A 19,111-nucleotide genomic window follows, 5' to 3' on the forward strand; every position below is an offset into this window, starting at 1 on the left:
TAGCTGACATAGAGCTACCTATAGCGGTTCTTGCTGGTGTGAGGTACCTATAGAAGCCTGCAATGCTTATCCAGCAAGGCTCCTTCTGTACTTCATCCGCTCAGGAACCACTATAGGATCCATGGATTGACATCAATCTAGAATCTAATCCAATTTAAATGCAATTGATATCACCTTGAAATGAAAATGTTTTGCAAATGTGTTAATCTTTAGGGAATTGATTTTGCAACACTCCAGGGGCTGAATCGCAGATCCCCACTGTTGCCAGTTGGGGTAAGGGCTTGGTTGAAATTCCAAGATTAGGAGAATAGTCATGTTGAACCAGTTGGATAGTGCTGGGGCTGTGCCACCAGTCGTCTCGGCCAGGCCATTGCAGGGGCTTTCTCTGGAGCAGTTGCAGCAGTGGTCCATGACTGACGTTACTTCCCTAGGGCGGCGCAGCTATCTGCCCGCCCGCCGCGATCGCCTCTGGTTGCTCAAGGCGGGCACTGTGCGCACGATCACCTACCAAGAAGACGGCACGGCGATCGCCCTAGGCCTGTGGAGCACTGGCGACATCGTCGGCCAGTCTCTCTCCAATGCCGACCCCTACTTGGTTGAGGCGCTGACCCCCGTGGAGGCTGTCTCCATCGCCCTCAGCGACTGGCAGCCGCCCGTAGACGTGATCACCAGCTACTTGAAGCACACCGAGGCGTTGATGGTGGTGCGCACTCACCGCCGGGCCGAAGCTGCTCTGCTGGGTCTGTTGCAATGGTTGGCCAATCGCTTTGGCCTCCAAATCGATCGCGGCTGCCTGATCGACCTCAAAATCACCCACCAAGATATGGCCGACTTTAGTGGCCTTAGTCGGGTGACAGTGACCCGCTTACTGCGCCAGTTTGAGGAACAGGGGCTGATCTACCGGCGATCGCGCCAGCTGATCTTGGCGGAGACGAGTGACCACTGGCATTACGAGATTTAGGAGTGAGGAGTGGGGGGTAGGGAGTGGGGAGTGCCTGAGTAAAGCGTTAACCCCTGTAATCAACGAGCAAACTTACCTCCAACCCCCTACCCCCCACCCTTTACCCCTCTACCCCTCACCCCCCTTCTCCTTCAATCCCAACTGCACCACCAGCGTTACCACCGCAATTAGCGACAGCAGCAGCGATGCGCCAAAGGCGGCAACGGTGTCGTATTCACCGTAGACCCGCTGGACGTGCAGGGTAAGGGTATTGGTCTGGCGAATCACCTTGCCAGACACCACCGAAACCGCGCCGAATTCGCCGATCGCCCGGGCGGTACACAAAATCACGCCATACATCACCGCCCATCGGATGCTGGGCAGCGTCACCCGCCAGAACGCCTGCCAGGAATTTGCTCCCAGGGTGTAGGCCGCTTCTTCGGCGTCGTGGCCCAGTTCTTGCAGGGCGGGCAGCACCTCACGCACCACAAAGGGAAACGTAATACACAGCGTCACCAGTACCATGCTGGGCCAGGCAAAGACAATGCGGATGCCCTGACTGCGAAAAAACGGCCCCAGAATGCCAATGGTGGGGCTATAGGTGAGCATCACCACCATGCCAACCACCACAGGCGAAATGGCGATGGGCAGGTCGATCAGCCCCAAAACCAGCAGGCGACCCGGAAACCGGTGGCGGGCCAGCAGCCAGGCGGTCAGCACCCCAAACACCGTGTTGAGCGGCACCACCCAGAGGGTAATCAGTCCCGTCATCCAAATGGCGTGGCGAGCCTCAGAGGTGGTGATCCCCCCCACAAAGGCACCCCACCCCGCAGCAAAGGCTTGCAGAACGATGTTGAGCAACGGAAACACCACCAGCAACACCAGAAAACTCAGCCCCAGGGCAATCAAAAACCACTTGCCGTAGGGAGACGCTGGGCGGCGGCTGGACGGCGGAGACAGTTGCCCCACTGAGCCAGAAGGCAAGGGCGGGGGATGGCCGCCGCTGGTCTGTTCGAGGTCTTTAATCTCGCGCTCAATCGTCATAACGCTGGCTCCAGGCTTGCAGCATGTTGATCAGTAGCAGCACCGCCAGGGAAAGCAGCATCATCAAAAACGACACTGCCGCCGCGCCGCCGTAGTCGTACTCCTCCAGCCGCTGATAGATGTAGACCGGGGCGGTCAGGGTGGCAAATGGAATATTGCCCGACAGCAGCACCACTGCGCCGTATTCCCCCACCGATCGCGAAAAGGCCAGTACAAACCCGGTCAGCAGGGCTGGCAGCAGCAGCGGCAAAATCACCCGCCAGAAAGTCTGGCGCGGGGTCGCCCCCAGGGTGACGGCGGCCTCTTCTACCTCTGGCCCTAGGGCCATCAGCACGGGCTGAATGGCCCGCACCACAAAGGGCAGCGAGACAAACACCATGGCCAAAATCACCCCAAACTGGGAGTAGGCCAGCTGCACCGGGGCAATGCCCATCCAGCCGAAGACCTGGGCCAGGGGGGTGCCGGGGTCAAAGAACCGCCCAATGGGGCCACCGGGGGCGTACAGAAATGCCAGGGTGACCCCGGCCACCGCATTGGGCATGGCAAAGGGCAGATCGACAATGGCGTTGGCCACCTGCCGCCCCGGAAACTCGTAGCGCACCAAAATCCAGGCCAGCACTAGCCCCGCCACGGTGTTGATGCTGGCCGCCAGCCCAGCACTCCAAAAGGTGAGCCGGTAGGCGGCCAGGGCGGCGGGGGTGGTGACCATGCGCCAGAAGTCGGCGGGGGCCAGGGTGGTGACCCGAAACAGCAGGGCGGCGAGGGGCAGCAGGATCAGGGCGCTGGCATAGGCGATCGCCAGCCCCACAGACACCCGTGACCCGGTGCGCCGCCCCCAACCGGTAGATTTTCCCACTACCGCTGCACCTTGGCCTGGGCCTGCTCAAACAGTGCCCCGTCGGCAAACAGCAGACTGTTGACCTCCTTCCAGCCGCCAAAGTCGGCGGGCGTGTAGAAGGTATCGACGGGTTGGTACTGATCGGCGTGGGCGTCAAAGGCGGCCTGGTCGATGGGCCGATAGCCCGCCTTGGCGTAGATCTCCTGGGCCAGGGGGGTAAACAGAAATTCTGTGAACGCTTCGGCCACTTCGCGGGTGCCTCGGGCATCTACTACGGAGTCGATCACCGTGACCGGAAAATCGACCTGCACATTGCTGCGGGGAATTACGTAGGGGGTGTCTTCTCCCTGGGCCTGGTTGGTGTAGAGAATTTCGTTCTCAAAGTTCACCATCACATCGCCAATGCCCTGGTTGACGAAGGCATCGGTGGCCTCCCGACCGCCGCTTTCCAGCACCCGAATGTTGCGCACCAACCCATCCAGGTAGGCTTCAGCTGCGCCCTCGCCATTGGCCTTTAGGGTAGACCCAAAGCCCCCCAGCACTCCCCAGCGGGCGTTGCCTGAGGTTTTGGGGTTGATGGCCACAATTCCGACCCCGTCACGGGCCAGGTCGCTCCAGTCCTGAATGTTCTTGGGATTATCGGGGCGCACCACCAGGGCCATCACGGTGGTGGCGGGGGAGGCGTTGTTGGGCAGGCGGGTAGCCCAATCCTCCGACACCAGGCCCGCATCCACCAGACTGGTGACGTTGGTTTCCAGGTTTTGGGCCAACACATCGGCCTCAAACCCCTCGATAATGGCCCGCGACTGCTGCCCCGACGGCCCGTAGGACTCCTTAAACGTCACCGTCTGGCCCGTCCGCTCCTTCCAGTAGTCCTGAAACTCAGGGATCAGCTGATCGAAAACCGGCTTAGCTACGGCATAGGACGACAGGGTGATTTCTACGGGCGGCAGGTCGCTAGCGACAGCTTCTTCAGTGGTTTGAGCCGCCTGATCGGGGCCGGTGGTTGCGCAGCTCGCCAGCAGAGTAGTCGCCAAGCCAAGGCCAGCCCAGCCTAAAAAAGCGCGTCGTTTCTGGGAGAGAAATGGGTTTGTCATGGGTTTTCTCGTTGCTTATGGGCAGTAATAATCTGGGTTCGGGAGCAGCATGCTCCCCTTGACCGCGGATGAGCTATTCCCTCCTGGGGGAGACAGCTAAGTCCTGAACCCTGGAAAGTGGAGACAAAACACTGACGAAGCGCAGCGTAGGGGTAGTATACGTGAAATAGAAACTTGCCTGAAATAATTTTCACTTAACTTTGACTTCATTCTGAACGTTAAAGTATTACCGCTTAACTAACGCCCACTGCCGACGAAAGGCCATGACCTGTTCGTTCAAATTCTCCATATCGATCAAAAAACCATCGTGGCCGTGGAGTGAATAGAGCCAGTTGAGCTGGGCCTGGGGGATCAGTTCGGCCAACTCTTGCTGCTCGGCGGGGGGATACAGAATATCGGAGTCGATCGCCACTACCAGGGTGGGGTGGGGGATGCGTTGCAGGGCCGATTGGTAGCGCTGGTGGGGGTCTGGGCCTGGTTGGCCGCCCCCGACCTCGTGGCGATCCATGGCGTGGGTGAGGGTGATGTAGGTGTTGGCGTCAAAGCGATCGACCAGCTTTTGGCCGTGGCGGTGGAGGTAGTGGGTGATGGCGTAGGGGGTGGGGAGTGAGGGGTGGGTTGGGGCGGAAGGGGGGGTTGGGGCGGAAGGGGGGGTGGGGCGGGGGGTTGGGTTGGGGCGGAAGGGGGGGTGGGGCGGAAGGGTGGGTTGGGGCGCACTGCTGTGCGCCCGTACTGGGCGATGGGGGTTGGCGGCCAAAGCGGTGGTGGAAGCTGGCCCAGGAGCGGTAGGTGCTCATGGCGATCATGCGGGCGACGGCGAGGCCCTGAACGGGGGGATCATCTGGGGTGTAGTGGCCGCCCTGCCAGCGGGGGTCGGTGTAGATGGCCTGGCGCTGGGCTTCGCTGAGGCCAATGCACCAGGGGGAATGGCGACCGGGGGCGGCGATGACGGCAAGGCTTTCCACCCGGTCTGGGTATTGCACCCCCCACTCCAATACCTGCATGCCGCCGAGGGAGCCGCCGATCACCAGGCGAAGAGACTTGACGCCCAGCCCTTCCAGCAGCTTGGCCTGGACATGCACCATGTCGCGCACGGTGATGGCGGGAAAGGTGGGGCCGTAGGGCCGACCCGTTTCAGGATTCAGGCTGGTGGGGCCAGTGGTGCCATAGCAACTGCCGAGGATATTGCTGCACACCACAAAATCCTGGGTGGGGTCGAGGGTTTTACCTGGCCCCAGCAGCGGCTGCCACCAGTCATCCACATCGGCATGGCCAGTGAGGGCGTGGCAGACCAGAACGGCATTGTCGGCGCGATCGCTCAACTGCCCCCAGGTGCGATAGGCCACCTGCACCTGGGGAAGGCTACCGCCCAACTCCAGTTCCAGCGGCGCGGGGAGGTGGTAGAGCTGAGTGTGGGGGGAGACGAGGTGGAGGTAGGTCATGGGGGTAGGGGTTGAGGGTAGGGGTCGGGGCGCAAGTTCATCGACCACGTGAAACTCGCCAGCCACCTGGCCAACGTCGGCGACGCCAAAACTTTGGTCATTCACCCCGCCAGCACCACCCACCAGCAGCTCAGCGAAAGCGAACAGCGCTCCGCTGGCGTCTCCCCCGACCTGGTGCATCCATGTAAAGAAAAAAACGGTCTGCAACCTCAGGGAGTTGCAGACCGGCTGCGATGGAGCACCTAAACGTTGGGATCGCGGCCCGTGGCGACGGGCAGGTCGGGCTGGGCGGAGTACTCAGTCCAGGAGCCCTCGTAGAGCCGCACGTTAGAGTAGCCCAGCACGTGCTTCAGCACCACGTATTGCAGCGAGGCGGGCTAGGGTACCATTGACCGTAGCCTCGCAATCTGCGTGCTAGATTTGCGGGGTCAGCTGTTCGTAGGTGGTGCAAACACCTGCGGAAAGAGGACGTGTTCATTCGCAACGGCCACATCCCTGGTGCGAAGAACATTCCCTGGCCCACCTTCACCATTGGTGAAGACAACTTCCACCAGCTCAAGGCCCTGGATGAGATCCGTGCCCTGCTGGCCCGCCGCCAGGTTGGCCGCAACGACGAGATCATCGTCACCTGCAGCACTGGGCGCGAAGCCTCGCTGCAATACGTGGTGCTGAAGCACGTGCTGGGCTACTCTAACGTGCGGCTCTACGAGGGCTCCTGGACTGAGTACTCCGCCCAGCCCGACCTGCCCGTCGCCACGGGCCGCGATCCCAACGTTTAGGTGCTCCATCGCAGCCGGTCTGCAACTCCCTGAGGTTGCAGACCGTTTTTTTCTTTACATGGATAGACACATGGGTTTGCCCCTACCCCCTACCCCTCACCCCCTACCCCTCACCTCACCCTGAATGACCCAGCCATCGACCGCTACCGATACCGCCCTGAATAGCAGTCCTGCCGATGCTGCCCCCCGCAAAAAGTCTGGGTCTCGCACCCGCGATCACCTGGCCAACGAGCGCACCTACCTGGCCTGGATGCGCACAGGGGTGGCGCTGATTGGCTTTGGGGTGCTGATCGCCCGCCTGCGCTACCTGGTTTCGCCGGATGTGCCAGGCACCGGGCAGGGCTGGTTGGTGGGTCTGGCCCTCTGCTGCATCGGCCTGATCACGGTGATGCTCTCCACCTGGCACTATTTCTCGGTGCTCGATGCGATTGAGACCGACACCTACGAACCCAACCGCCGCTGGGTGATTTTGTTTAGCCTGATCGTGACGCTGCTGGGGGCCGGGGTGCTGTACGTGCTGTTTTACAAAGTTTCCAGCCCTTGCAGCAGCAAAAACGCGTTGAAGGGGCTGAGGGCGGGACCAAAGTCGCGCAGCCCCTCCACCCGCGCCCGAATGATGAAGGCGATGTTGCCAAAGGGGCCGTCGGGGCCAAAGGTATCGGAGAAATTCAGGCCGTGGTAGCCGGGGGCGGGTTCGGTGAATAGCGGAAACTTGCCGTTGCGCCAGTCGAACTTGCCCGAATCTACGATCACGCCGCCGATGGAGGTGCCGTGGCCGCCGATCCACTTCGTTGCGCTCTGCACCACAATGTCGGCTCCGTGGTCGATGGGGCGCACCAGGTAGCCCGCCGCTCCAAAGGTGTTGTCTACTACCAGGGGGATGCCGTTTTCGTGGGCCACATGGGCCAGGGCGGCGAAGTCAGGCACGTTGAACTGGGGGTTGCCGATGCTCTCGACGTAGAGGGCTTTGGTGTTCTTATCGATCGCCTGGCGGAAGGTTTCGGCATCGTCGCCCTCCACCAGTTTCACCCCAATGCCCAGGCGGGGTAGCGACACCTTGAACTGGTTGTAGGTGCCGCCGTAGAGGTAGCTGGTGGCCACAATGTTGTCCCCCGCCTGGGCCAGAGTGCTGAGGGCGAGAAACTGGGCCGCCTGACCGCTGGCGGTAGCCAGGGCCGCCGCGCCCCCCTCCAGAGCCGCGATGCGCTTTTCAAACACATCGGTGGTGGGGTTCATGATCCGGGTGTAGATGTTGCCAAACTCTTGCAGGGCAAACAGCCGCGCCCCGTGGTCGGCGTCGTCAAAAGTGTAGGAGGTGGTCTGGTAAATGGGCACAGCGCGGGCGTTGGTGCCGGGGGCGGGTTCCTGGCCAGCGTGGATCTGTAGCGTTTCGTAGCGGTGGGTCATGGGGGGTGGGGGGTAGGGGGTAAGGGGGTGAATGGGTAGGGGGTAAGGGGTGAATGGGTAGGGGGTGGGGGTAGGGGGTAAGGGGGTGGATGGGTAGGGGCAGACCGATGTGTCTGCCCAGGGTGTTTGCCGTGGGAATTTTGGATTTTGGAGGAACCTTGCCTGCTGTCCCCTCCTAGGAGGGGTAGGGGTGGGTTCAACCCAGGCAACTAATCGACTTACTTGCGGTAAGCCATAGGCTCGTTGCCGAGACTGGCCCACCCCGCCCTGCGGGCACCCCTCCCAAGAGGGGATGTTCGGGCCTAGCTTGCTGCGCCAGCGAGTTCTTTATTTAAAGCAGACAGATCCGCGACCTGGTTGGGCGGTAGGTCGTGGAACAGCACCGTGCTGAGGTAGCGTTCGCCGTTGCTGGGCTGCACGGCGACGATCAGCTTGCCTGCGTTCTCGGGGCGCTGACCAACCCGGATGGCGGCAGCCAGGGCGGCCCCGGCGGAAATGCCGGAGAGAATGCCTTCTTCGCGGGCCAGGCGGCGGCTGTAGTGGACGGCGGTGTCGCTGTCGATCTGGATCACTTCGTCGATTAGATCGACCTTCAGCACTTCGGGTACAAAGCCTGCGCCGATGCCCTGGATTTTGTGGGGGCCGGGAGCACCGCCCGAGAGCACGTGGCTTTCAACGGGTTCGACGGCGATCGCCCTAAACCCCGGCTTGCGCTGCTTCAGCACCTCGGCCACGCCGGTAATGGTGCCGCCCGTGCCAACTCCGGCGATCAAAATATCGATCGCCCCCTCGGTATCGGCCCACAGTTCCTCGGCGGTGGTTTCGCGGTGAACCTTGGGATTGGCCGGGTTGCGAAACTGCTGGGGCATAAAGGCATTGGGCAAAAACTCCGCGATTTCTGCCGCCCGCCGAATCGCTCCGCCCATGCCCTGGCTGCCGGGGGTGAGTTCGAGCTGGGCACCGTAGGCTTGCAGCATGGCCCGCCGCTCCAGGCTCATGGTGTCGGGCATGGTGAGGATGAGGCGGTAGCCCTTGGCCGCCGCCACCAGGGCGAGGGCGATGCCGGTGTTACCCGACGTCGGTTCAACCAGAATGGTGGTCTCTGGGTCGATCAGGCCCGCCTCTTCTGCCGCCTGGATCATGCTGGCCCCGATGCGGTCTTTGACCGACGAGGCGGGGTTGAAACTTTCGAGTTTAAAAGCGATTTCAGCCACCGCTCCCTCCGACTGGGGTACGCGATTGAGCCGCACAATGGGGGTATGGCCGATGAGTTGGGTGATGTCATCTGCAATGGGCATAACAGATCTCCTTGTATGAGACGTGGGGAAAGAGACGAAGACTGGAGCTGTAGACCAGACAATGCAACAAGCTTGAATTGCATTTAGCATGCAAAAACATTTCAAATAATGTCAACTAAACATCAACAAAGTTTGAGCTTCAAGCTGCCCCTGCTGCCCCATACCAGTTCACGCTCAGCTTTTCAGTGCTTCCCGGAGATACCTCACTGCCACAGCCGCAACCGCCACAGGCTCAGGCGGGTCTTAGTCGTGTTATGCAAGTAAATCAGGACAAGGCTAGTCAGGAGAACCGGCGCTAAAAGCGCAACGACGGTGTAGCCGCGACCGTAGCTCCAGCGGTTGCGGAGCGGACGGGTAAGCGGGCGAATAATCGAGGGGTTGGCAGAGTAGGCGCGAGTGGTTTCAGGGGCATCAATAGAGAAAGAAGTCATGGGGGAGAGAGAGTAGAGAGAACAACGGAAAACTTATTTAGTAGTGCCAGCTATCGCCGTTGGCGTGGCCTTTACCCTGAATGGTGATGGGGTATTTTTGCAGCTGCTGGAGCCAGCACTGTACGGCATTCAGCGGGCCAGAGAGTTCGATCTCCAGGGCGGTGGACTGGGCCAGGCTGCTGACGGAGAAGGTGGTGGGCTGGCCGTTTTGAGCAATGGCCCGCACGACTACCCGACAGCTTTCGGCCAGGTCTTCGAGCAGCGATTTCACAGACACCTGAGGGGAGCCGTAGATTCTGAGCCGGAGCTGGGTCTGGGGAGTTGTCATGGTGGCTAAACCAGTGGAAACAACAGGAAAATTTCAAATCAAGGGAGGAGAGGGAGCTAGTCCCGCCTTGAATAGAACGAGAAGCGACTTGGGCGCGATCGCACCTCTGAGCACTCTGGCAGTGATTCAGTATCAGAGCCCTTGGCTGGCCGGGAGGGCGATCGCCCCAATCGCACCGCAATGGGCCGCTTGGCCTGCTTAACGCCGCTGAGGACGATCAGCATGGCCACCGTTCCGACCACGGCCAACTGCCACAGGCCAAAGCCAACGGCGGTGCCCAGGGCGGCGGTGGCCCAGATAGTGGCGGCGGAGGTCAACCCTTTCACCTTGCCCCGGTTGGACTGCTGCAAAATCAGCCCCGCCCCAATGAAGCCCACCCCCGTGGCGATGCCCTGAATCGTGCGGCTCAGGGCATTGACCGAAGAGTAGTCCTGGGGAATCTGGAGCGGCAGCAGGATAAACAGCGTCGCCCCCAGGCTGATCACCATATGGGTGCGCACACCAGCAGAGCGGTTGTTGCCCGTCCACTGGCGCTCAAAGCCAATCAGCCCGCCAAGAGCAACAGACAAAGCGACCCGAAAGATCAGATTAAGCCAGTCGTTGGCTTCGATGTAGCCCGCATGAATTGCCAAAGGAATGGTTCTCGCTGTGCATATACCGAAAAGCCGATAGGCTTACCGGGGATTAAATCAAGATTCGACCACTATTGCACAGGGTCAAAAATTTTTCAATTGGATTGCAAACAATTTTTGTTTTGTGTAGGATGCGGATGCACTAAAGTTTTACTCTGAGTGAACCCTTGTTTCTGTTGTCCGTCGAGGTGGTGTAGATGGTGACTAATGGCCAGGCGGCCTATGGACCACTGCGAGTGCTGATTTTGGGCGGTGACGGCTTCTGTGGCTGGCCCACGGCCCTGCACCTGTCGGCCCTGGGCCATGAGGTGGTGATTCTCGACAACCTCTCTCGCCGCAACATCGATAACGAGCTGGAGGTGAGTTCCCTCACCCCGATTGCGCCTCTGGGGGTGCGGCTGGCCGCCTGGAAAGAGCATTTGGGGCGCGAGATTCCCTTCTACCGCATCGATATCGCCCAGGATTACGACCAGCTTCTGAGCCTGATTCAGCAGTACCGCCCCGATGCGGTGGTGCACTTTGCCGAGCAGCGGGCCGCTCCCTACTCCATGAAATCGCCCCGCCACAAGCGCTACACCGTTGACAACAACCTCAACGCCACCCACAACCTGCTCTGCGCCATCGTCGAGTCGGGGCTGGATATTCATGTGGCCCACCTCGGCACCATGGGGGTCTACGGCTACGGCACCGCTGGCATGAAGATCCCGGAGGGCTATCTGGATGTGGAAATTCCTACGGAAACCGGCGAGCGGGTGGCCCAGCGCATCCTCTACCCGGCCAATCCGGGCAGCATCTACCACATGACCAAGACCCAGGATCAGCTGTTCTTCTTCTACTACAACAAGAACGACGGCGTGCGCGTCACCGACCTGCACCAGGGCGTGGTGTGGGGCACCAACACCCGCGAAACCAGCCTGGACGAGCGGCTGATCAACCGCTTTGACTACGACGGCGACTACGGCACGGTGCTGAATCGCTTTCTGATGCAGGCGGCGATCGGCTACCCCCTCACCGTCCACGGCACCGGCGGCCAGACCCGCGCCTTTATCCACATCCAAGACACCGTCCGCTGCATTCAGCTGGCCCTGGAAAACCCACCCCAGGCGGGCGAACCGGTGAAAATCTTTAACCAGATGACCGAGACCCACCGCGTGCGCGACTTGGCCAAGCTGGTCAGCGACCTCACCGGAGCCGAAATCGCCCACCTCGACAACCCCCGCAAAGAGGCCGCCGAAAACGATCTCTTTGTTGAAAACCGCTGCTTCCTCGACCTGGGCCTGGAACCCACCACCCTCAGCAAAGGGCTGCTGCTGGAGGTGACGGAGATTGCAGAGAAGTACGCGGGGAGGTGCGATCGCACCAAGATTCCCTGCACGTCGAAGTGGGTGAAGGGGGTGGGGGTGGGGAGTAGGGGGTAGGGGGTCACCCCCTTACCCCCTACCCCCACCCCCATGACCCACCGCTACGAAACGCTACAGATCCACGCTGGCCAGGAACCCGCCCCGGCACACGCCCGCGCTGTGCCCATTTACCAGACCACCTCCTACACTTTTGACGACGCCGACCACGGGGCGCGGCTGTTTGCCCTGCAAGAGTTTGGCAACATCTACACCCGGATCATGAACCCCACCACCGATGTGTTTGAAAAGCGCATCGCGGCTCTGGAGGGGGGCGCGGCGGCCCTGGCTACCGCCAGCGGTCAGGCGGCCCAGTTTCTCGCCCTCAGCACTCTGGCCCAGGCGGGGGACAACATTGTGGCCACCAGCTACCTCTACGGCGGCACCTACAACCAGTTCAAGGTGTCGCTACCCCGCCTGGGCATTGGGGTGAAACTGGTGGAGGGCGACGATGCCGAAACCTTCCGCCAGGCGATCGATAAGAACACCAAAGCCCTCTACGTCGAGAGCATCGGCAACCCCCAGTTCAACGTGCCTGACTTCGCCGCCCTGGCCCATGTGGCCCACGAAAACGGCATCCCCCTGGTAGTAGACAACACCTTTGGAGCGGCGGGCTACCTGGTGCGCCCCATCGACCACGGAGCCGACATTGTGGTGCAGAGCGCAACGAAGTGGATCGGCGGCCACGGCACCTCCATCGGCGGCGTGATCGTAGATTCGGGCAAGTTCGACTGGCGCAACGGCAAGTTTCCGCTATTCACCGAACCCGCCCCCGGCTACCACGGCCTGAATTTCTCCGATACCTTTGGCCCCGACGGCCCCTTTGGCAACATCGCCTTCATCATTCGGGCGCGGGTGGAGGGGCTGCGCGACTTTGGTCCCGCCCTCAGCCCCTTCAACGCGTTTTTGCTGCTGCAAGGGCTGGAAACTTTGTCCCTGCGGGTGGAGCGCCACGCCAGCAATGCCCTGGCCCTGGCCCACTGGTTGAAGGAGCAACCCCAGGTGGCCTGGGTCAACTACCTGGGCCTGCCCGAGCATCCCTACCACGATCGCGCCACCAAGTACCTGCACAACGGCTTCGGCGGCGTGCTCAACTTCGGCATCCAGGGCGGCCTGGAGGCGGGGCGCAAGTTCATCGACCACGTGAAACTCGCCAGCCACCTGGCCAACGTCGGCGACGCCAAAACTTTGGTCATTCACCCCGCCAGCACCACCCACCAGCAGCTCAGCGAAAGCGAACAGCGCTCCGCTGGCGTCTCCCCCGACCTGGTGCGGGTGTCGGTAGGCATTGAGCACATTGACGATATTAAGGAGGACTTTGCTCAGTCGTTTGCGGCGCTGTGATGGGTGGGGAGTGGGGAGTGGGGGGTGGGGAGTGGGGAGTGGGGAGTGGGGAGTGGGGAGTGGGGAGTGGGGAGTGGGGAGTGAGGAATTGTTCAAGTGAAACTCAAATCCCTGCAACCAACAACTTAACTAACCCCCTACCCCTCACCCCCTACCCCTCACCCATCCACCCCTCACTCCCCACCCCTCACCCATCCACCCCTCACCCCCCACCCCCCACCCCTCACTCCCTACCCCCAACACCATGTCCCAAACCCTCGAAGCCGTCCTCACCGCCAACGCTGCCTACGCCGCCGACTTTGGCGACAAAGGCAGCTTGCCCATGCCCCCTGGTCGGCGCTTTGCGGTGCTGACCTGTATGGATGCCCGCCTCGACCCGGCTAAGTTTGCCGGGCTGAGCGAGGGCGATGCCCACGTCATCCGCAATGCCGGGGGGCGGGCCAGCGATGACGCCATTCGCTCCCTGGTGATTTCCTACAAATTGCTGGGCACCCGCGAGTGGTTCGTCATTCACCACAGCGACTGCGGCATGGAAACCTTTACCGATGCCGTGATTCGCGGGCTGTTGGCCAGCAGCCTGGAAACCGCCAAAGTCGACGCCGACGGCTGGCATGACGTGGGCCAGGGGCCAGGCTCTGATGAAGGCGACTTCATTAGCTGGCTGACCATCGCCGACCAGGCCAAAAGCGTGGCCGAAGATGTGGCCCGCATCCGCAACCACCCGCTGGTGCCAGGGGATATCCCCATTTACGGCTATATCTACGACGTGAAGAGCGGCCAGCTGGTGGAGGTGCCGGAGGCGACGGCGGTGGGGAGTGGGGGGTAGGGGTAGGGGTAGGGGGTGTAAGGCGACAGGGTCGAGGCTTACGTTTTCTCCCCACTCCCCACTCCCCACCCCTCACTCCCCACTCCCTACCCATCCACCTCTCGTTGAAAACAGTTCCATAGACACAAACAAGGAGTCTCGTGACAATGCTTAAGCAACTGCGGAGCTGGAAGATTCAGCTCGTGGCCTTTTTAGTAGCGGCGATCGCCGTTGTAGCCCTACCCGGCCTAGTGCAGCCCAGCCGGGCGGCGACCACCATCGATTTCGTCACCCCCCAGTGGGTGGCGCAGCACTCCCGCGATGGCAACCTGCGCATTCTAGATGTGCGGGCCAACCCGCTGGACTACATCAACAGCCACATTCCCGGTGCGGTAAACATCGCCGAAAACACCTTTCGGGGTCCTAACGGGCGGCTGCCGGTGCAGTTTTGGGAGCAGCAAAAGATTGAGTCGCTGTTCCAGGAAGCCGGAGTCAACCGCAACAGCCATGTGGTGATCTACTCCGACGGCAACAACATTTTGGGCAGCACCCAGGTGGCCTACCTGCTGGAGCGGAGCAGCCACCCGGGCCGGGTTTCGGTGCTCGATGGCGGCTTTAAAGCTTACAAAGATGCCGGACTGCCCACCACCAAGGAGTTTCCCCAGTACGATCGCGGCAACTTCAGCCTGCAAGACAACAGCGGTATCCGCGTCTCGCTCGATCAGGTGCGATCGATTGTGCGTGACCGCAGCGCCCGCGTCACCTTCATCGACCCCCGCCCGCCCGCCCTGTTCGCTGGAGAAGAGGACGTGTTCATTCGCAACGGCCACATCCCTGGTGCGAAGAACATTCCCTGGCCCACCTTCACCATTGGTGAAGACAACTTCCACCAGCTCAAGGCCCTGGATGAGATCCGTGCCCTGCTGGCCCGCCGCCAGGTTGGCCGCAACGACGAGATCATCGTCACCTGCAGCACTGGGCGCGAAGCCTCGCTGCAATACGTGGTGCTGAAGCACGTGCTGGGCTACTCTAACGTGCGGCTCTACGAGGGCTCCTGGACTGAGTACTCCGCCCAGCCCGACCTGCCCGTCGCCACGGGCCGCGATCCCAACGTTTAGGTGCTCCATCGCAGCCGGTCTGCAACTCCCTGAGGTTGCAGACCGTTTTTTTCTTTACATGGATAGACACATGGGTTTGCCCCTACCCCCTACCCCTCACCCCCTACCCCTCACCTCACCCTGAATGACCCAGCCATCGACCGCTACCGATACCGCCCTGAATAGCAGTCCTGCCGATGCTGCCCCCCGCAAAAAGTCTGGGTCTCGCACCCGCGATCACCTGGCCAACGAGCGCACCTACCTGGCCTGGATGCGCACAGGGGTGGCGCTGATTGGCTTTGGGGTGCTGATCGCCCGCCTGCGCTACCTGGTTTCGCCGGATGTGCCAGGCACCGGGCAGGGCTGGTTGGTGGGTCTGGCCCTCTGCTGCATCGGCCTGATCACGGTGATGCTCTCCACCTGGCACTATTTCTCGGTGCTCGATGCGATTGAGACCGACACCTACGAACCCAACCGCCGCTGGGTGATTTTGTTTAGCCTGATCGTGACGCTGCTGGGGGCCGGGGTGCTGTACGTGCTGTTTTCGGCACCCGCGACGGTGAAGGGGTTTGGGGTGATTTAGGGAGTGGATAGGTGGATGGGTGAGGGGTGAGAGCCAATGCCCAAACTTAACCAACACGTAAACCTGTAGGGTGGGTTAGGCTCAAGTTCAACATCAGCGTGGCAGCCAACCAAATAGGCCGTAACCCACCACCCGAGCCACTTAGCCAAAAAATGCTGACACCTTAATCAATGTTTTTCGGGAGCTTCCTCTTGGTCGAGATTGGATCTAAAGACACCCGCGATCGCGCCCCCTCTGCACCGACCTCAGCCCTCGGCAGTGGGGCCACGCTGGCGGCCTGGATTTTGCTGGGCCTGGTGGGTTTGGCTCTGGCCGCCAGCTTTTGGGTGGTGGTGCCAGCGGGGGAGCGGGGGGTGTGGCTGCGGTTTGGGCAGGTGCAGGAGCAAATTCTCGATGAGGGGCTGCACTTTGTGATTCCCCTGGTGGATTCGGTGGAGCTGCTGACGACTCGGGTGCAAAAGCAGGAAATTGCCACCGAAGCGGCGTCGAAGGATTTGCAGGATGTGTTTAGCGATGTGGCGCTCAACTGGCACATTTTGCCCGAAAAGGCCAACGCTGTTTTTCAGCAGATCGGGGATGAGGAGGACATTGTCCTGGCGATTCTTAACCCGGCGATTGAAGAGGTGATCAAGGCGGTGATCGCCCACTACACCGCCGAGGAGGTGATCACCCAGCGAGATCAGGTGAAGGCGGAGGTGGATGCGGGGCTGCGATCGCGCCTCGCCCCCTACAACCTGGCCATTGATGACGTGTCGCTGACCACCATTCATTTTTCCAAGCAGTTTCGCGACGCGGTGGAAGCCAAACAAATTGCTGTGCAGGAGGCAAAACAGGCCGAGTTTGTGGCCAAAAAAGCCCTGCGCCAGGCCGAAATTGAGATCAATTTAGCCCGAGGCACCGCCGAAGCCCACCAAATTTTGCAGGAAACCTTAACGCCCAGCATTCTCAAGTATGAAGCCCTGCAAAAATGGGACGGACGATTACCTTTGATCACCGGAGAGGGGACGAGTACAGTGATCGAGCTAGAGGATTTAGTGCCGGATAGGGAGTAGGAAGTGTTTGACAATTGAAAATATTCAGATTCCTATAACTAATCTATTTACAACACCCCCCCAAAACGTTCACACGTTCAACGCTCCCACGTTCGCACCTTCTCACCCCCCTACCAAAATCTCCTCAAAGGCCTTAGAAACTCGGGTGTGAAATCGCTTTTGGTGGCGCAGTAAAATCACGGGCTGGGTCATTTCGTAGGTGTGCTGAGGATTGTCGATGTCATCGACGACGGCGATCGCTTTCAGGGTGCCGAGTTTTAGCTCCGATCGCACGATCGATCGCGGCAGTGCCGCCGCACCGATACCGCCTTCCACCACCGCTTTGATCATTTCGCTGGTGGTGAGAATGAGGCTGATCTCCAGGGTGCTGGGGTCAATGCCCCAGTTCTGGAGCGATCGCTCAAACATATAGCGAGAGCCCGATCCGGGTTCGCGGGTGATCCAGCAGGTGTCGGTGAGTTCGGGGAGGGCAACCCGGTCGCGCTCAAACCAGGGGTGGCTTTGCCCCACGACGATGGCCACCACGTCCTGCCCAATCACCGATACCGCTAGGTTTTGGCTGAGGGAGGGTTTGACCTCGCCCGTGACCAATCCCAGATCGAACATTCCGGTGACGGTGCCGCTGATGATTTCTTCGGCATTGGCGATGGTGCATTTGATGGAAATACCGGGGTACTGCTGCTTATAGTGGCTGATTTTGTGGGGGAGCCAGTAGTTGCCCACTGTGAGGCTACTGCCGATCTTTAACTCTCCCCGCTGCAAATCGTTTAGTTCGCGCAATCCCTGGGCGGTTAGCTCCACCTGATCGAGAATTTTTTGGGCTTCAATTTGCAGCATTTCTCCCGCGTCGGTCAGCTCAATGTGACGACCGATACGGTGAAATAACTTGACGCCATATTCCTCCTCAAGGGTTTGGATAGAGGCACTAACCGCAGGCTGAGTGATGTAGAGAGAATCCGCTGCGCGGGTAAAGTGTAAGTGCTCGGCTACCGCCATAAAAACGCGCAGTTGCTCAATCTTCATAGCGGTGATTTTGTGATACCTGAAATGCACAAAAAGCTTGATCAATTATTGCATAAATTCTATTTATCGAATACACAAAAAAGAGTGTTTGCTCTGTTTATTGGGTGCCCTTTAAGGTGAGAGTCAGCTGGCTACGTCCACTAAGCTCTGACCTGAGGTGCAACGATGATCTCTGACCTTTGCCTGACCCTGCTACGCAGCGCCACAGCCTTTGCCGCCACCAACCTGGACGACATCGTCATTTTGATGCTGTTTTTCTCCCAGGTGGGGGTGGCCCTGCGCAAGCGCCACATCGTGACGGGGCAGTACGTCGGCTTTGCGGGTCTGGTGGCCCTCAGCCTGCCGGGGTTCTTCGGCAGCCTGCTGTTTCCCCGGCCCTGGATTGGCCTGCTGGGTGTAGTGCCCATTGTGATTGGCCTGAGCCAGCTGCTCTCGGTCGATCTCGATGAAGCGAGTGGCGAAGACAGCAGTGAGGTGCTGCTAGCACCCACCAGCGGCGGGACGAGCTGGCTATCTCCCCAGACCACCAGCGTAGCGGCCATTACGATGGCCAACGGGGGCGATAACGTCGGTGTCTACATGCCGATGTTTGCCAACTGCGACGGGCTGGGGCTGGGAATTATTCTGGCGGTGTTCTTTGGGCTGGTAGGGGTGTGGTGCCTGGTGGCCTATCAGCTCACCAAGGTCGGAGCCATTTCGGTGCTGCTGACCCGCTACGGGTCGCAGGTGGTGCCGTTTGTGCTGATGGCCCTGGGCGGGCTGATTTTGGTCGATAGTCACACCCTGGAGTATCGGGGCCTGACCGCCCTGGCGCTCACCATCATCGGCATCTGTGTCATTCATCTGCTGCGCAGTGCCGCCCGACTGTCGCAGTCGGTGGCGCTAGATCAGCCGGTGCCTGCACCTCAAAGAATAGATGGGTAGTTTCTCTGCCCTATGTCCTGGCCATTGCAAACTCTAGTCAAAGCCACAGCCGCATTTGTAGCCACCAATCTAGACGACTTTGTTCTATTAATGATGTTCTTTTCTCAGGTGCCCAGCCGATTCTCCTACCGCCAGATTTTTTGGGGTCGCTACCTGGGCTTCGCCGCCCTGGTGGCGCTCAGTCTGCCCGGTTTCTTTGGCGGATTGGTACTGCCTAAAGCCTACATTGGTCTGCTGGGTCTGGTACCCATCGCCATTGGGCTGCGGCAGTGGCTCAAGCGAGAAGCCGAGGCCGAGGTGCAGGGGGTAGCGGCCCCCGGGCTGATCAACGCTCAGATAGCGGCGATCGCAGGTCTCACCCTAGCCAACGGCGGCGACAACATCGGCATCTATGTGTCGCTGTTTGCGGGCCAAACTTGGGCCGAGCTGGGTCTGACCCTGCTGGTGTTTGCCCTGCTAATTCCCCTCTGGTATGGGTTGGCCCTGGCGGTGGTCAGCCATCCGCTGGTGCGCGACCGCATCGCCCGCATCGGCCACCGCCTGGTGCCTCCGGTGCTCATTGCCCTGGGCCTCTACATTCTGATCGATAGCGAAACCTACCGACTGCTGCGGCCCTGACCGCCCTAGATTTGTCCAGTTTATTCATCAAG

At 60.5% G+C, this 19,111-nt stretch carries 22 protein-coding genes and 1 pseudogene; 12 read left to right on the forward strand and 11 right to left on the reverse strand.

Annotation, left to right across the window (positions count from 1 at the left end; translation table 11 throughout):
• Positions 1 to 409 precede the first annotated feature (409 nt).
• Entirely contained in the window at positions 410 to 961 is a 552-nt protein-coding gene (locus tag NF78_RS01225) for a Crp/Fnr family transcriptional regulator (protein WP_035988318.1), read from the forward strand.
• Between the two features lie 108 nt (positions 962 to 1,069).
• On the opposite strand, the gene NF78_RS01230 is transcribed toward NF78_RS01225, so the two are convergent.
• The 5 genes from NF78_RS01230 to NF78_RS01250 all read right to left on the reverse strand — a co-directional run bounded on the left by NF78_RS01230 (position 1,070) and on the right by NF78_RS01250 (position 5,361).
• Positions 1,070 to 1,984 carry a sulfate ABC transporter permease gene (locus NF78_RS01230; protein ID WP_081972454.1) on the reverse strand — a complete coding sequence of 305 codons (915 nt, stop codon included), beginning with the start codon at positions 1,982 to 1,984 and terminating at the stop codon, positions 1,070 to 1,072.
• Positions 1,974 to 2,840: a sulfate ABC transporter permease subunit CysT gene (gene cysT, locus NF78_RS01235; RefSeq protein ID WP_035984442.1), complete on the reverse strand. Its 867-nt coding sequence runs from the start codon at positions 2,838 to 2,840 to the stop codon at positions 1,974 to 1,976. The genes NF78_RS01230 and cysT overlap by 11 nt, the downstream gene beginning before the upstream one ends.
• A complete protein-coding gene (locus NF78_RS01240; protein ID WP_035984443.1) occupies positions 2,840 to 3,919 on the reverse strand; it encodes a sulfate ABC transporter substrate-binding protein in 1,080 nt (359 codons plus the stop codon). Before NF78_RS01240 ends, cysT begins: the two co-directional genes overlap by 1 nt.
• Positions 3,920 to 4,145: 226 nt before the next feature.
• Complete coding sequence (locus tag NF78_RS01245; RefSeq protein WP_035984446.1) at positions 4,146 to 4,427, reverse strand: hypothetical protein; 282 nt, start codon at positions 4,425 to 4,427, stop codon at positions 4,146 to 4,148.
• A gap of 31 nt (positions 4,428 to 4,458) precedes the next feature.
• A complete protein-coding gene (locus NF78_RS01250) occupies positions 4,459 to 5,361 on the reverse strand; it encodes a homoserine O-acetyltransferase family protein (protein WP_081972455.1) in 903 nt (300 codons plus the stop codon).
• Positions 5,362 to 5,400: 39 nt separating this feature from the next.
• On the opposite strand from NF78_RS01250, the gene NF78_RS30225 reads away from it, so the two are divergent.
• The 3 genes from NF78_RS30225 to NF78_RS33325 all read left to right on the forward strand — a co-directional run bounded on the left by NF78_RS30225 (position 5,401) and on the right by NF78_RS33325 (position 6,822).
• Positions 5,401 to 5,607 (forward strand): PLP-dependent transferase, encoded by a 207-nt coding sequence (locus NF78_RS30225; protein ID WP_318655478.1) that lies wholly within the window; start codon positions 5,401 to 5,403, stop codon positions 5,605 to 5,607.
• 224 nt (positions 5,608 to 5,831) lie between these two features.
• On the forward strand, positions 5,832 to 6,140 hold the full coding sequence (locus NF78_RS01255; RefSeq protein WP_035984448.1) for a sulfurtransferase: 309 nt from the start codon (positions 5,832 to 5,834) through the stop codon (positions 6,138 to 6,140).
• A 124-nt stretch (positions 6,141 to 6,264) separates the two neighbouring features.
• A complete protein-coding gene (locus NF78_RS33325) occupies positions 6,265 to 6,822 on the forward strand; it encodes a DUF202 domain-containing protein (protein WP_072015939.1) in 558 nt (185 codons plus the stop codon).
• Here NF78_RS33325 and NF78_RS01260 read toward each other — a convergent pair.
• From NF78_RS01260 to NF78_RS01275, 5 genes and pseudogenes are all read right to left on the reverse strand, one after another.
• Positions 6,726 to 7,547 (reverse strand): annotated as a pseudogene (locus NF78_RS01260) (O-acetylhomoserine aminocarboxypropyltransferase/cysteine synthase family protein); the annotation flags it as partial. The gene NF78_RS33325 and the pseudogene NF78_RS01260 overlap by 97 nt on opposite strands.
• 302 nt (positions 7,548 to 7,849) lie before the next feature.
• Positions 7,850 to 8,845, reverse strand: a complete 996-nt coding sequence (gene cysK / locus NF78_RS01265) for a cysteine synthase A (RefSeq protein WP_035984449.1) — start codon at positions 8,843 to 8,845, stop codon at positions 7,850 to 7,852.
• A 203-nt stretch (positions 8,846 to 9,048) separates the two neighbouring features.
• The gene (locus tag NF78_RS30675) at positions 9,049 to 9,276 is read right to left on the reverse strand and encodes a hypothetical protein (protein ID WP_156119594.1); all 228 of its coding nucleotides are present in this window, start codon (positions 9,274 to 9,276) and stop codon (positions 9,049 to 9,051) included.
• 37 nt (positions 9,277 to 9,313) lie between these two features.
• Positions 9,314 to 9,604 (reverse strand): hypothetical protein, encoded by a 291-nt coding sequence (locus NF78_RS01270; protein ID WP_035984452.1) that lies wholly within the window; start codon positions 9,602 to 9,604, stop codon positions 9,314 to 9,316.
• 56 nt (positions 9,605 to 9,660) lie between these two features.
• Complete coding sequence (locus tag NF78_RS01275; RefSeq protein ID WP_225885197.1) at positions 9,661 to 10,236, reverse strand: MgtC/SapB family protein; 576 nt, start codon at positions 10,234 to 10,236, stop codon at positions 9,661 to 9,663.
• A 197-nt stretch (positions 10,237 to 10,433) separates the two neighbouring features.
• On the opposite strand from NF78_RS01275, the gene NF78_RS01280 reads away from it, so the two are divergent.
• From NF78_RS01280 to NF78_RS01305, 6 genes are all read left to right on the forward strand, one after another.
• Positions 10,434 to 11,654: an NAD-dependent epimerase/dehydratase family protein gene (locus NF78_RS01280; RefSeq protein WP_263970524.1), complete on the forward strand. Its 1,221-nt coding sequence runs from the start codon at positions 10,434 to 10,436 to the stop codon at positions 11,652 to 11,654.
• Between the two features lie 33 nt (positions 11,655 to 11,687).
• On the forward strand, positions 11,688 to 12,977 hold the full coding sequence (locus NF78_RS01285; protein WP_035984453.1) for an O-acetylhomoserine aminocarboxypropyltransferase/cysteine synthase family protein: 1,290 nt from the start codon (positions 11,688 to 11,690) through the stop codon (positions 12,975 to 12,977).
• Positions 12,978 to 13,221: 244 nt separating this feature from the next.
• Positions 13,222 to 13,803 (forward strand): beta-class carbonic anhydrase, encoded by a 582-nt coding sequence (locus NF78_RS01290; RefSeq protein ID WP_035984454.1) that lies wholly within the window; start codon positions 13,222 to 13,224, stop codon positions 13,801 to 13,803.
• A gap of 146 nt (positions 13,804 to 13,949) precedes the next feature.
• Positions 13,950 to 14,900: a sulfurtransferase gene (locus tag NF78_RS01295; protein ID WP_052049542.1), complete on the forward strand. Its 951-nt coding sequence runs from the start codon at positions 13,950 to 13,952 to the stop codon at positions 14,898 to 14,900.
• Between the two features lie 124 nt (positions 14,901 to 15,024).
• On the forward strand, positions 15,025 to 15,462 hold the full coding sequence (locus tag NF78_RS01300; RefSeq protein WP_081972457.1) for a YidH family protein: 438 nt from the start codon (positions 15,025 to 15,027) through the stop codon (positions 15,460 to 15,462).
• 191 nt (positions 15,463 to 15,653) lie between these two features.
• Positions 15,654 to 16,514 carry a prohibitin family protein gene (locus tag NF78_RS01305; RefSeq protein WP_225885198.1) on the forward strand — a complete coding sequence of 287 codons (861 nt, stop codon included), beginning with the start codon at positions 15,654 to 15,656 and terminating at the stop codon, positions 16,512 to 16,514.
• Positions 16,515 to 16,616: 102 nt separating this feature from the next.
• Here the strand turns inward: NF78_RS01305 and NF78_RS01310 are convergent, their stop codons facing one another.
• On the reverse strand, positions 16,617 to 17,537 hold the full coding sequence (locus NF78_RS01310) for a LysR family transcriptional regulator (protein WP_035984456.1): 921 nt from the start codon (positions 17,535 to 17,537) through the stop codon (positions 16,617 to 16,619).
• 165 nt (positions 17,538 to 17,702) lie between these two features.
• Here NF78_RS01310 and NF78_RS01315 point away from each other — a divergent pair, with 165 nt between their 5' ends.
• A complete protein-coding gene (locus tag NF78_RS01315; RefSeq protein WP_052049544.1) occupies positions 17,703 to 18,461 on the forward strand; it encodes a cadmium resistance transporter in 759 nt (252 codons plus the stop codon).
• A gap of 12 nt (positions 18,462 to 18,473) precedes the next feature.
• Positions 18,474 to 19,079, forward strand: a complete 606-nt coding sequence (locus NF78_RS01320; protein ID WP_035984457.1) for a cadmium resistance transporter — start codon at positions 18,474 to 18,476, stop codon at positions 19,077 to 19,079.
• Positions 19,080 to 19,111: the final 32 nt, after the last annotated feature.

Source organism: Leptolyngbya sp. KIOST-1, from assembly GCF_000763385.1.
Classification (GTDB): domain Bacteria; phylum Cyanobacteriota; class Cyanobacteriia; order Phormidesmidales; family Phormidesmidaceae; genus Nodosilinea.